The sequence below is a fragment of the Rhizobium sp. AN5 genome (assembly GCF_900215255.1).
Lineage (GTDB): Bacteria > Pseudomonadota > Alphaproteobacteria > Rhizobiales > Rhizobiaceae > Agrobacterium > Agrobacterium tumefaciens.
The window spans coordinates 896,343-908,418 of the sequence record NZ_OCMJ01000003.1; the positions used below are offsets into that span (position 1 = coordinate 896,343).

13 protein-coding genes are annotated in these 12,076 nt (G+C 58.8%); all 13 read right to left on the reverse strand.

The window, feature by feature from the left end; all coding sequences use genetic code 11:
- Positions 1–76 precede the first annotated feature (76 nt).
- The 13 genes from CRP02_RS07510 to purU all read right to left on the reverse strand — a co-directional run bounded on the left by CRP02_RS07510 (position 77) and on the right by purU (position 12,055).
- Entirely contained in the window at positions 77–1,087 is a 1,011-nt protein-coding gene (locus tag CRP02_RS07510; RefSeq protein ID WP_097170695.1) for an ABC transporter substrate-binding protein, read from the reverse strand.
- A 56-nt stretch (positions 1,088–1,143) separates the two neighbouring features.
- Positions 1,144–1,458 (reverse strand): NIPSNAP family protein, encoded by a 315-nt coding sequence (locus tag CRP02_RS07515; RefSeq protein ID WP_097099873.1) that lies wholly within the window; start codon positions 1,456–1,458, stop codon positions 1,144–1,146.
- A 4-nt stretch (positions 1,459–1,462) separates the two neighbouring features.
- A complete protein-coding gene (locus CRP02_RS07520; protein ID WP_097171286.1) occupies positions 1,463–2,929 on the reverse strand; it encodes an aldehyde dehydrogenase in 1,467 nt (488 codons plus the stop codon).
- Positions 2,930–2,933: 4 nt separating this feature from the next.
- Positions 2,934–3,974 carry an LLM class flavin-dependent oxidoreductase gene (locus tag CRP02_RS07525; protein WP_097170696.1) on the reverse strand — a complete coding sequence of 347 codons (1,041 nt, stop codon included), beginning with the start codon at positions 3,972–3,974 and terminating at the stop codon, positions 2,934–2,936.
- Complete coding sequence (locus tag CRP02_RS07530; RefSeq protein ID WP_097170697.1) at positions 3,971–4,909, reverse strand: flavin reductase family protein; 939 nt, start codon at positions 4,907–4,909, stop codon at positions 3,971–3,973. The genes CRP02_RS07525 and CRP02_RS07530 overlap by 4 nt, the downstream gene beginning before the upstream one ends.
- Positions 4,906–5,751, reverse strand: coding sequence for an alpha/beta fold hydrolase (locus CRP02_RS07535; RefSeq protein ID WP_097170698.1), 846 nt, complete (start codon positions 5,749–5,751; stop codon positions 4,906–4,908). Before CRP02_RS07535 ends, CRP02_RS07530 begins: the two co-directional genes overlap by 4 nt.
- Positions 5,752–5,762: 11 nt before the next feature.
- Positions 5,763–6,365, reverse strand: coding sequence for an amino acid synthesis family protein (locus tag CRP02_RS07540; RefSeq protein WP_097170699.1), 603 nt, complete (start codon positions 6,363–6,365; stop codon positions 5,763–5,765).
- 118 nt (positions 6,366–6,483) lie between these two features.
- Positions 6,484–7,662, reverse strand: a complete 1,179-nt coding sequence (locus CRP02_RS07545) for an iron-containing alcohol dehydrogenase (protein ID WP_097170700.1) — start codon at positions 7,660–7,662, stop codon at positions 6,484–6,486.
- A gap of 97 nt (positions 7,663–7,759) precedes the next feature.
- The gene (locus CRP02_RS07550) at positions 7,760–8,491 is read right to left on the reverse strand and encodes an amino acid ABC transporter ATP-binding protein (RefSeq protein ID WP_025595347.1); all 732 of its coding nucleotides are present in this window, start codon (positions 8,489–8,491) and stop codon (positions 7,760–7,762) included.
- 29 nt (positions 8,492–8,520) lie between these two features.
- Entirely contained in the window at positions 8,521–9,210 is a 690-nt protein-coding gene (locus tag CRP02_RS07555) for an amino acid ABC transporter permease (RefSeq protein ID WP_003511502.1), read from the reverse strand.
- A 76-nt stretch (positions 9,211–9,286) separates the two neighbouring features.
- Positions 9,287–10,147, reverse strand: a complete 861-nt coding sequence (locus CRP02_RS07560) for a transporter substrate-binding domain-containing protein (protein ID WP_013761897.1) — start codon at positions 10,145–10,147, stop codon at positions 9,287–9,289.
- A 183-nt stretch (positions 10,148–10,330) separates the two neighbouring features.
- On the reverse strand, positions 10,331–11,026 hold the full coding sequence (locus tag CRP02_RS07565) for a GntR family transcriptional regulator (RefSeq protein ID WP_003511504.1): 696 nt from the start codon (positions 11,024–11,026) through the stop codon (positions 10,331–10,333).
- A 144-nt stretch (positions 11,027–11,170) separates the two neighbouring features.
- A complete protein-coding gene (purU, locus tag CRP02_RS07570; RefSeq protein ID WP_097170701.1) occupies positions 11,171–12,055 on the reverse strand; it encodes a formyltetrahydrofolate deformylase in 885 nt (294 codons plus the stop codon).
- Positions 12,056–12,076 lie beyond the last annotated feature (21 nt).

Here is a 12,076-nt window from a genome sequence, read left to right on the forward strand (position 1 = left end):
GGTAAGCGAGACCATGCCCAAACCTCCCCGGAGGTGAAAATTTGCGCGGGCGCTTTTGGCTGCCCGCGCCGTTGCCTTACTTGGCCTGCCAGGCGTACCAGCGCTCACCGATCTCGTCGCGATGTTGCGCCCAGTAGTTCATGTCGGCATTGACCTGGCTCGCCGTCTGCTGGTCAGGCAGGGTCTTTGCCGTTTCCGGATCCATCAGCTTTGCGGATTCGACGTTGACCGGGGCATAACCCGTGGCAGACGCCATATCCGCCTGCGCCTGCGCGGAGGTCGCAAGAGCGATGAACTTCATCGCCGCGTCCTTGTTCTTCGTTCCCTTGGGAACGACGAGGGAATCCGCTGCCGTAATGTTCTGCTCCCAGGAGGTCTCCACCTTCACACCGCTCTTCTCAAGCGCTGTCATGCGGCCGTTCCAGACGCTGCCGAAGGGTGCTTCTGCAGAAGCGATCAACTGCTGCGATTGCGCACCGCCAGACCACCAGATGATATCGGATTTGATTGTATCCAGCTTCTTGAAGGCGCGATCGAGATCGAGCGGGTATAGCTTGTCGGCGGCAACACCATCGGCCAGCAGGGCTGCTTCGATCACACCCGGTGCGGACCATTTGTAAAAGGTGCGCTTGCCGGGAAACTTTGTCGTATCGAAAAGGTCGGCCCAGCTCTTGGGGCAGGCGGCCACGGCATCAACATTGCAGCCGATGACGAAGGAATAATAGAAGCTTCCGACGGAGTAGTCCGTGACGAAACGGGGGTCGAGCTTCGTTTTGTCGATGACGGCGAAATCAAGCTTCTCCAGCAGGCCCTTCGGCCCGGCCTGCGCGGCGTAGTCGCCCTCCACGTCGACCACATCCCATGTCACGCCGTTCGCCTCGACCATGGCTTTCAGCTTGCCATAGTCCGTAGGGCCATCCTGAAGCACGTTAATGCCGGTCGCCACCATGAATTTTTCGGCCCAGGCCGCCTTCTGCGCGTCCTGCGTGGTTCCTCCCCAGCTGGAAAAGACCAGATCATTCGCCTGTGCGGATGCGCCCAGGGCGAAAATTGCTGCGCATGTCATCAATACCAGTTTCGATCTCATGTTCCCTTACTCCGTTTTAGAGCTTGTTGTTGGCATGCACTTCGCGGCCGGCAGATTCACTTCAGCGGTGAAAAAGGCGCCGGCTTCATGATCTTGTTTTCGGCGACGTCGATGAGGTCGCGGATCTTAGGCAGGAAAGACAACCAGCGTGGATCGGCCAGGAGCCGCGCGCGCCGTTCTTCGCGGTCATCCAGGCTGGAAAAGGCCCAGATGTGGACAATTTCATTGATCGGCCCGATCTCGGAAAAGAAGTAACCCACCAGCTCGCCCAGATGGCTTTTCTGGATTTCGATGCCTTCCTCCTCGACAACCCTAAGGTAGGCCGGAATGGCGCCGTTCTTCAGCCGGTAGGTGCGGATTTCGTAAAACATCGCGTCACCGCATCACGAATGGATCGGGGATCGGGTCATCCGAGGTTCTAAGCCATATGGTCTTCGTGCGCGTGTAATCGAGCGCTGCCGCAAGCCCGCCTTCGCGACCATCACCGGAAAGACCGAAACCGCCGAAAGGCGCAATCGGTGAGACGGCGCGATAGGTGTTCACCCAAACGACGCCGGCGCGGATCGCCTTCATCAGCCGATGGGCGCGCGTCAGGTTCTGCGTGAAGACGCCCGAGGCGAGGCCATCGACCGTGTCATTGGCCAACGCGATCGCTTCCGCCTCGGTTTCGAAGGAAACAACCGAAAGAACCGGGCCGAAGAACTCCTTTTCCATGGACGGCGAACGAATACCGTCGCAATCGAGAATGGTCGGAGGGTAGAAGTAACCAGCGCCATCCACCGCCACGCCGCCCGTTACCAGCTTCGCACCGGCTTTTTCGGAAGCAGAGACCAGAGAGACGATATGCTTGCGCTGCCGCTCGGTCGCGAGCGGCCCCACTTCCGTTGCCATGTCCAGCGGCGAGCCGATGCGGATCGCTTCGGCCTTCGCCTTCAAAATTCCGAGGAAGCGATCCTTCACGCTTTTCTCGACAATCAGCCGTGATCCGGCGACACAGCTCTGACCGGTCGCCGCGAAAATTCCCGCGACCTGCGCATTGGCAGCGCTTTCGAGATCGGCGTCGGCAAAGACGAGGATCGGTGATTTGCCGCCGAGTTCAAGCGACGTGGAGGCAAGATTTTCAGCAGAGTTGCGGACGATGTGACGCGCCGTTTCCGGCCCGCCGGTAAAGGCGATATGGGCCACCTTCGGGTGTGTGGTGAGTGCCGTGCCGCAGGACGCACCGAAACCAGTGACTATATTGACGACGCCGGCAGGAAAACCAGCCTCCTGCACCAGCCGGGCGAACTCCAGAAGCGGCGCCGGTCCGTCTTCCGAGGCCTTGATGACGATTGTGCAGCCGGCAGCGAGCGCCGGGCCGATTTTAACGGCTGCCAGAAAAAGCTGGCTGTTCCACGGGACGATCGCGGCCACCACACCCACGGGTTCGCGCCGCAGCCAGACATCCATGTCCGGCTTGTCGATCGGCAGGTAAGCACCCTCGATCTTGTCAGCCAAGCCCGCATAATAGCGGTAATAGTCCGCGACATAGGCAATCTGCGCCGAGGTCTCGCGGATGATCTTGCCGGTATCACGGGTTTCGAGCTCGGCAAGCGTCTTTGCATTTTCGGCAACCAGATCGGCAAGCCGATAGAGCAGCTTGCCGCGTTGCGTCGCCGTCAGTTTCGACCAGGAGGTATCCTCATAAAGCGCCCGATGCGCGGCCTCTACGGCGCGGCTAATATCCGCTTCGCGGCTTTCCGGCATTTCTGCCCAAGGTTCACCGGTTGCCGGGTCGAGGCTCGAAAAGCTCGCCTCACCATCCTCGAAGCGCCCGTCGATGTAACATTGGAAACGGCGCATCATCTTACTCCTTGAAAGCCGGCATGACATCGGAAAGGAAGCGTTCCAGCGAGGCCTTCTTGCGCTCGAAGCTCATGCCGGTATCGATCCAGAAGGAATATTCGTCGTAGCCCATGGCCTCGTAGGCCTTAAGCCGGGTAATGACTTCATCGGCATCGCCGACAACGTTGTTCTTGCGCATGACATCACCGGAAAGCATGGCGTTTGCGGCGATCTCCTCCGGCGCAATACGCTCGATCAGCCCCTGATGAACGGGCTTTTCGTTTTTGAACCATGCAAAGAAGTAGTTGTAATAGACGCTCATCTCATGGGCCGCCTGGGCAATATCGGCTTCATCGGAACCGACATAGGTGTGGCGCAGCAGCATGATTTTCGGCCGCTGTTTATCCGGATTTTTCGCGCAGGCATCGTTGAAGCGGCCCATCAGGGTTTCCACCTCGTCATCGCCTTGCCAGAGCGGCGTCACCTGAACATTGCAATCATTGGCGACAGCGAATTCATGCGAATTCGGATCACGCGCCGCCACCCAGATGGGCGGAAAGGGCTGCTGCAGCGGCTTGGGAGCCGAGGTGGTGGCCGGAAACTTGAAGAATTCGCCGTCGTGGGTGTAGTCACCCGCCCAAACCCCTTTGACAGCCGGAATAAGCTCGCGCATCCGCTGGCCCGCGCCCCAGGCGTCGAGGCCGGGAAGCAGCCGCTCATATTCGAACGAATAGGCGCCACGCGCGATGCCGATATCAAGACGGCCATCACAGATCAGATCCGTCATCGCCGCTTCTCCGGCAAGCTTGATCGGGTGCCAGAAAGGCGCGATCACCGTTCCCGTACCCAGGCGTGCCGTCTTCGTACGCCGCGCCAGATCGGCGATCGTTACAAAGGGGTTGGGCGCGATGGTGAAATCCATGCCGTGATGTTCGCCAGTCCAGATAGCATGCATGCCACCACGATCGGCGATTTCGCAGAGCGTCACGAACTCCTCGTAGAGCGTCTTGTGATCCTGGGAGGCGTCCAGCCGCTCCATGTGAACGAAGAGGGAGAATTTCATGGGTTTGGCCCCTTCATGGAGATGGGATGAACCTTGCCGGCGGTCTCGTTCCCGACATAGACACCGAAATTGCCGATCGAGCTTTCCAGCACGAAACGATTGACGATATCCGCCGTCGCGCCGGAGTCGAATTTTGCCGAAGCCAGCGCGCCGGGCAACAGAAAACGGCCCTCGCGCGGCGCTTCATCGCCATCGGCAAGCGCGTGATAGACGACGTGCTGGCGCCCATCCGTCTTGTTCTCATAAACCGAGTAGAGAAATCCCGTTTTGACGGAGAGACCCGTCAGGTCTTCGAGACGTGATGTCAGCGCCGCGACCGGATCGCCGCTTGCCACGACACAGCCGGGAAGCGACAGCACGTCGTCGCCAACGAGGTAAATCTCGCCGCGCCGTTCCAGAACGGCGCCCACGACGATATCGCCCTCTGCCGCTGCCGATACCGCCTTTGCAGCCAGCATCGGCGTGAAATAGCCGCCGCGCGCATAACCGAGACCGTTCAGGCCGCTATTGTCGAAAGCCTCGATACGGCCGAGCAGAATGACATGATCGCCGGCCTCGATAACCTCCTGCATCGAACATTCGAACCAAGCCGCGACGTCTGCAAAGACCGGCGAGCCCTTAGGCGCATCCGACCAGCTGGCGGTGGCGAAACGGTCTTCGACCGGCCGGGCGAAGGTGTTTGAGAGGTCCTTCTGGCTTTCCGACAGAATATTGACAGCGAAGTTTTTGGTGCCGGTCATCGTCGCGAAATTGCGCGAGCTGCGGGCAAGGCAGATCAGCAGCAACGGCGGATCGAGCGAAACCGAGGTGAAGGAGTTGGCAGTAAAACCGATGGGCTTTCCTGCATCGTCCCGTGTGGTCACGATCGTTACTCCCGTTACGAAAGCGCCGAATGCATCGCGCAAAGCGCGCGGATCAAGGGTTGCAACAGTCATTGCGGCTCCTCCTCTAAAGCCAGCCATTCGGCCATCATTGCATTGACAGTTTCAGGTGCGGTCAGATTGACCATATGCCGGTGCGCCTCAACGACACGGGCGTAACCGCGCGGTGTGATCGCCGCCATCTGCTCGGCCATCAAAGGCGTCGAATTGGGGTCATCCGAACCCGTCAGGAAAAGAGCCGGGCAGATGACCGAGGGCCACCGATCCGCATAGGTCTCGTCGCCGCCCGCAAATGCGGTATAGGCAACCGCGTAACCTTCGGGATCGACCATTTCCAGCCAGCCCCGCGTCAACTCCCGCGCCTGCTGGCTCTTTGGATCGTCGCCGAACCAGCGTAACAAAGGGCCTTCCTTGTCCACGCCGGTGGTCCGGATGGCGGCCGCGCGTGCGAGAACCGCAGCCTTGGCGGCCGGATCACGGCGGTAGACGCCGTTCAGATAACCGACGCGCGCAATTCGATCTCCAAAGGTTGCAGCGGCACCGCCGGAAATCAGCGCACCCATGGAATGCCCGGCCACATTGGCACGCGCGATCCGCATATCGTCAAGAAACCGGCCGAACCAGCCGACAAAATCCTTGAGCGAGCTGCCCGCTGGGAGGCGTTCACTGCCGCCATGCCCCGGCATATCTACCGCGATGACACGGTGGGTCTTTGAAAAGATTTCGATCTGCGGCTTCCAGGCTTCCAGCCGCATTCCCACGCCGTGGATGAGGATCAGGTCTTCACCGACGCCTGCCTCGAAATAGGCCGCCCCGCCCTCGGTCACCTTGCGAGGGAGCGCGGCAGCACCTGCCTTTGCAGCATTGACCCGTGACGTGGTGGCGGCCTCCTGCATTTGCATCACCCTCAAACGCCGGCCGGGTTGGCGACATCCTGACCGAGATCCTTCAGATCCTGATACCGGTCGCCGATGCGGTGATGAGGCCTGCCGCCGACTGAAGCACCGAGCGCGACGACGATCTCGTCGGCAGCCGGAGCATCGGGAACGGAGGTCTGGATAGTCAGGTAGTGCGAACGGCGGCCTTCATCGTTCTTGTCCATTAACGGAATCAAGATCGGCGCATTGCCGGGACCACGCGTATTGCAGAAGGCCAGATAGGACTTGGCACCCACAGCCTGACGATAGTGATTGCCGAAACGCAGCGTGTGAATGAGCGCGGAGGCATGTTCGATCTCACCATCCAGCCCGACGACGGCGGCCTTGCCATAGGCCTCCACCGCTTCGCCGGAACCCACGGCATCAAGGATCATCTTCGTCAGCAGTTCGCCCAGCACCGGCGCCCCGGCGTGGATTTCCGGTTTGAGATCATCCACGAAGCCTTTTCCAGCCCAGGGATTTTTCACGACCGCGATGGCGGTGAACAGCTTCAAAGGTGTCGCTGCGGCCTTGCCTCCTTCAATCAACGTTGTTTCGACCTGCAACAGGGTCTTACGGATCTGGATGGGCATTGGCGTTCTCTCCGATAAATATGATGTCTTATGGTATGCCATAATATGTAAGTGTCAAGTGGCGGAAATCTGTGGCTTGAAGTTGCGAAAAATGACAATTCTTACAGGATGTTATGGCTCAAGGCCCTTCCATGCGGCCGTCAAAGGCCAGTTCGTAAAGGCGCGTCATTTCCGCTGCCGTCGGAACCCGTGGATTATTTGCCGGTGTGCCGGAGGCGAGGCCTTGCCGCACCATTTGCGGCAAAAGATCGAGATAGCGGGTTTTGTCGATACCGAATTCCTGCGGTGTCGGCACCTTCAGCCGCCTGTTCAGGCCGATGAAAGCCTCCACCAGCTTTACGCCTGCAATCTGGTCGCTGTCCGTCGAACTTGCGCAACCAAGTGCGCGGGCAGCGGCGGCATACTGCGGTAGAGCGGAATTCAACGAAAATTGTGTGACCAACGGCAGCACCATCGCATTCGACATGCCGTGCGGAACGTGGAAAAAGGCACCGACCGGCCGGCTGAGGCCGTGGATCAACGCTGTGGATGTGTTGGAAACGGCAAGACCCGCATGCGTCGCCCCGAGCATCATCGCTTCTCGTGCTTCCCGGTTTTGCGGGTCGTTCGCGACTTTTTCGAGATTTGCCCCGATCAGTTTCAGCGCGGACAGCGCCAACGCTTCGGAATGGGCATTACCGTTGCGGTTGACCAGCGCTTCCAACGCATGGGTCAGCGCATCTATGCCGGTATCGACCGTGACGCGGTAAGGGCAGGTCAGCGTCAGCTCGTAATCGATGATGGCCGCAACGGGCAAAGCGGCAGTGCCGAGGATGAGCATTTTTTCGCTGGCAGCCGTGTCCGTCACGACGGCGGCGCGTGTTACTTCCGATCCGGTTCCTGCGGTTGTGGGTATGGCAATTACCGGCATGACGGCAAAATCCACGATCCTTGGAACTTTCAGCGCCCGCAGCTCTTCGCCACTGGTTGCAACGATGGCGCCTGCTTTCGCCGTATCCATGGCGCTACCGCCGCCGAGTGCGACGAGACCATCATGGCCGCCCCCGGAAACGCGTTTCACCAGGGTGGCGATGGATATATCCGTTGGATCTTCTACGACATCCGCAAAAATGGCGGCATCGATACCCCCACTGCCAAGCGCCTGCAAAAGCGCATCCGCATGGCCGAGTTTCTGCATGACGGGATCGCAGACGAGCAGAGGGCGCTTCACCCCCAGAGATTTCAACAGCGAAGGCAATCGGAAACGGCTGCCACCGCCAATGAGCATTTCGCGAGGCATCAGGACACGGTTTATCATTGCGGTTCTCCGCCACTATCATTCTGCGTTGTTCGGAACGGCCGAAGGCACACGATCTGAAGCGGGATTTCGTCATCCCGCTCCGGTCACCGTGGCCTCAATGCGCCAGGATTTTCGACAGGAACGAGCGTGCGCGATCCGTCTTCGGATTGGTGAAGAAGCTGTCACCCTCGCCGATCTCGACGATCTCGCCGCCATCCATGAAGACGATGCGGTCCGCCACCTTGCGGGCAAACCCCATTTCATGCGTCACCACCATCATCGTCATGCCTTCCTGCGCAAGCGAGACCATGACGTCGAGCACCTCGTTGATCATTTCCGGATCAAGCGCCGATGTAGGCTCGTCAAAAAGCATGGCGACCGGATCCATCGCCAGCGCGCGGGCGATTGCGACGCGCTGCTGCTGACCACCGGAAAGCTGGCCGGGATATTTCTTCGCGTGCGCGGTAAGCCCCACCCGCTCCAGAAGGGCGTTGGCTTTGACCAGCGCCTCCGCAGGGGAGCGGCCGAGAACCTTCTCCTGCCCGATGCACAGATTTTCGAGGATCGTCATATGCGGGAAGAGTTCGAAATGCTGGAACACCATGCCCACTTTGGAGCGTAGCTTCGGCATATCGGTTTTGGGGTTGGTCACCTCAACCCCGTTGACGGTGATGATGCCGTTGCCGATCGTCTCCAGCGCATTGACGCATTTGATCAGCGTCGACTTGCCCGAACCGGACGGCCCGCAGATCACGACGACTTCGCCCTTGGCGACATTCAGACTGCAATTGGTCAGAACCTGAAAGGTCGGGCCATACCATTTGTTGACGGATTGAAGTTCGATCATGCTGGTTGCTTGAGACATCGGACTTCTCCCTAGTGTACGTCAGCCGACATGGGGCCGTAGGCCTTGCCGAACCGTTTTTCGATACGGCGCTGGATGAGTTCCCAGGCGGTCGTCATAGCGAGGTAATAAAGGGCCGCAACCATGAAGAGCTCCAGAACGAGGAACTTTTCCTGGATAAGAACCTGCGTGCGGCGCAGCAGCTCCTCCATGGAAATGATGGAGGCGATCGACGTTGTCTTCAGCACGCCATTGACGGAATTGCCAAGCGGCGGAATGATGATGCGGAAGGCCTGCGGCGCAACGATGTAACGCATCACCTGCGCCTCGGTCATGCCGATGGCGCGCGCTGCATTGATCTGGCCTTTGGGAACCGCGGCGATACCTGCCCGGACGATTTCCGACAGATAAGCTGCTTCGCAGAGCGACAGGCCGATGAGGGTGGACTGCAGAACGGTCAGCTTGATGCCGAGCTGCGGCAGGCCGGTATAGATGATGATGAGCTGCACCAGCAGCGGCGTGCCGCGAAATATCCAGGTGTAGAAATAGGCCGGTCCGGAGAGGAACCGGTATTTCGACATGCGCATCACCGCAATGACGAAACCCAGCGCAAGACCCGCCGTCATGGCAAAAACCGTGAGGCCGAGCGTCACCATCGCCCCCTCGAAAAGATAATAATTCGTCAGGTATTCGAAGAAACCTTCCCAGTTCCAACCCTTCACGTCTTTCTCCAATTCATGCGGGAATGGTCGCGGCGAGAACTTTCCCGCCGCGCTGACAGTTCAGATAGAGGAGATTTCAGCCTTCCGGACCAAGAACGGCGAGATCGCCGGGCGCGATGCTCACGCCATAACCACCCATCAGCTTTTCAAGCGAACCATCGGCCTTCATCTCCTTGAGAGCAGCAGAGACGGCACTGGCGACGTCCTTGCTTCCAAAGGAAAGCGAACCGGGCGTGGGGTACATGCCGGAAAGTGCGTGCGTGAACTCGCCGCGATCCTGGTATTGCTTGGCGACAGGATCGATGGAGACCGCCGCCTGAACCTGGCCTGCCCGCAGCGCCTGATAGACGGTCGCGTAATTGTCGAACAGGTTTATGGTCATCGGCGCAAGACCGCGTTTCTTGAAGTCCTCGTTCAATTCCTTGATCTTGCGCTCGGCATAGCCACCGATATCGGTGCTGACGGCCTTGCCGGCCAGATCATCCACCTTGGTGATGGGCTCGGATGCACCGACGGCCGTTGAAATGCTGATGGCGAGACTCTCATAGGGGATCATGAACAGAATCTTGCGACGCTCTGCCGTCACGAACAGGCCGGCATTGATCATGTCCCAGCGGCCGCCCTGCAGGCCTGGCACCATGGTGGCATATTCCGTGCTGATATATTCGGGCTTCAGGCAGAGGCGCTTGGCGATTTCATAACCCAACTCGATACGAAGGCCTTTGAGCACGCCCTGTTGGTCGGCATAGGCCATGGGCGGCAATGTCGGGCTGGTCGCCATCACGAGATGGCCGGGCTTGATGAGGTGATCGTTGGATATTTTCGGCGTGCAGTCCTGTGCAACGGCCGCACCGGCAAGAAGACTGATGACAAAGCCCGCCAGAGAGGTTTTGGCGCGCACGGCTATGCATTTCCGGGAAATCGGATTCCAGTTCATATTAAGCTCCGCTCTTTATATTATTTATTATGGCATACCATCACACCAAACGGATTGCCATGTCAATAAGCGGTTATTTGTTTTTCTAAATTATTGTAAAACAACAATAAAATCAAAAAATCGAATGCTTGCGGCCGCCAGCTGGGCAACCGCAAGATAAACAGAACGGAGCGCCAAAAAACGTCAATCAGCCGTTTTTTGCGCGGTGAGAACGGCTTCGGCGATAGCGCATGCGCTGGTAACGTGATCAAGAGCGGCTTTGTAAGCGGCGTCTCCGTCACCTTTCCGGATCGCATCGACGATCTTTTTCATCTGCGCCGGACCTTCGGTATCGCGGCTTTTCGTCTTGATCGTCATGGAGCGAAGATGGTTGATCCGTACCGTCAGCAAATTGACGACGCCCCAGGCGACATGCCGGTCGATCTTGCTGAACAGCGTATGATAAAAAGACGAGGTATGCGCGAGAACACCGGGCATATCCTTGGCAACGTAACTTTCCCGAATATGCTCGAGTGAAGCCTCAAGCGCCTCGACAATGGCGGGATCGCGACGCTCCGCACAAAGGCGCGCCGCCATTCCCTCCAGCGCACCGCGGATTTCGTAAATCTGCTTGGCCTCGGCGAGATCGAGCAGCGCAACCATCGGCCCCTTGTTCGGCAAATTCGCCACCAGCCCCTCGGACTCCAGATGCCGCAGGACTTCGCGCACGATGGTGCGGGAAACGCCCAGCTGGGCGCAGAGATCGCGCTCCACGAGGCGGTCTCCCGGACGGAAGTAACCGTTCACGATGGCGTCGCGCACCTTGTCGAGCGCAAGTTCCCTCAGCGTCTTGGTCGGACGCTCAACGCGAATGGCAGTTCCCTGCAAAGCACCGGTCATGGTATCACCTCGTTTGGCACATCCCGCTTCCGCCCGCCGGGCGTGAAAACAGGTTATGGCTCTTTATATTATGGCGTACCAACTTATTTAGCCGCGCACCATGTTTATGGCAACAGCGCGCGACCAGCTTGTCGCAATGGCACGTCACCCCATGCGTTCCGATGCATAGCTGCCCGGGCTTGGCGGGAAGACCACGGTACGGTTACCGTTGATGAAAGTACGGTGGTGGATATGGGCGTGGATGGCGCGTGCCAGAACCTGCGCCTCGACATCCCGGCCGAGCGAAACATAATCCTCCGCGCTCTGGGCATGGGTAATACGCACAATATCCTGCTCGATGATCGGACCTTCGTCGAGATCGGCGGTGACATAGTGGGCCGTCGCACCGATCAGCTTCACGCCGCGCTGATAGGCCTGCTTGTAAGGGTTGGCGCCCTTGAAGGACGGCAGAAAAGAATGGTGGATGTTGATGATCTTCCCCGACATCGTCTCGCACATCCGGTCGGAAAGCACCTGCATATAACGCGCAAGCACGATCAGTTCGGTTCCGGTGCTTTCGGCAATATCCATGATCCGGGCTTCAGCCTGTGGCTTGTTTTCCTTCGTCACCGGAATGTGGTGGAAGGGAATATCATGATTGACCACCACTTTCTGGTAATCGAAATGGTTGGAGACGACGCCGACAATATCGATCGGCAAGGCCCCGATGCGCCAACGGTAAAGCAGATCGTTCAGGCAATGGCCGAAGCGCGAGACCATCAGCAGGACCTTCATCCGCTCGGACTGGTCATGGAGCGCCACTTCCATGCCGAATTTCTGCGAGATCGGCATCAGTCCGGCCATCAACTCGTCACGCTTTGCTCCCTCTTCGGAAATGAAGCCCACGCGCATGAAGAAACGGTCCGTGCCGAGATCATCGAACTGCGAACTATCGACGATGTTGCAGCCTTTTTCAGCGAGAAAGCCTGAAAGGGCAGCGACGATGCCTCGGGTGGACTTGCAGGTTACGGTCAGGACGAAGTTCGTCATCCGGCACTCTCTCTGTCATCG

Bases quoted from the DNA above. Each gene is read 5' to 3' on its own strand.
- CRP02_RS07510 (WP_097170695.1), bottom strand. From the start codon at position 1,087: ATGAGATCGAAACTGGTATTGATGACATGCGCAGCAATTTTCGCCCTG.
- CRP02_RS07515 (WP_097099873.1), bottom strand. From the start codon at position 1,458: ATGTTTTACGAAATCCGCACCTACCGGCTGAAGAACGGCGCCATTCCG.
- CRP02_RS07520 (WP_097171286.1), bottom strand. From the start codon at position 2,929: ATGCGCCGTTTCCAATGTTACATCGACGGGCGCTTCGAGGATGGTGAG.
- CRP02_RS07525 (WP_097170696.1), bottom strand. From the start codon at position 3,974: ATGAAATTCTCCCTCTTCGTTCACATGGAGCGGCTGGACGCCTCCCAG.
- CRP02_RS07530 (WP_097170697.1), bottom strand. From the start codon at position 4,909: ATGACTGTTGCAACCCTTGATCCGCGCGCTTTGCGCGATGCATTCGGC.
- CRP02_RS07535 (WP_097170698.1), bottom strand. From the start codon at position 5,751: ATGCAGGAGGCCGCCACCACGTCACGGGTCAATGCTGCAAAGGCAGGT.
- CRP02_RS07540 (WP_097170699.1), bottom strand. From the start codon at position 6,365: ATGCCCATCCAGATCCGTAAGACCCTGTTGCAGGTCGAAACAACGTTG.
- CRP02_RS07545 (WP_097170700.1), bottom strand. From the start codon at position 7,662: ATGATAAACCGTGTCCTGATGCCTCGCGAAATGCTCATTGGCGGTGGC.
- CRP02_RS07550 (WP_025595347.1), bottom strand. From the start codon at position 8,491: ATGATCGAACTTCAATCCGTCAACAAATGGTATGGCCCGACCTTTCAG.
- CRP02_RS07560 (WP_013761897.1), bottom strand. From the start codon at position 10,147: ATGAACTGGAATCCGATTTCCCGGAAATGCATAGCCGTGCGCGCCAAA.
- CRP02_RS07565 (WP_003511504.1), bottom strand. From the start codon at position 11,026: ATGACCGGTGCTTTGCAGGGAACTGCCATTCGCGTTGAGCGTCCGACC.
- purU (WP_097170701.1), bottom strand. From the start codon at position 12,055: ATGACGAACTTCGTCCTGACCGTAACCTGCAAGTCCACCCGAGGCATC.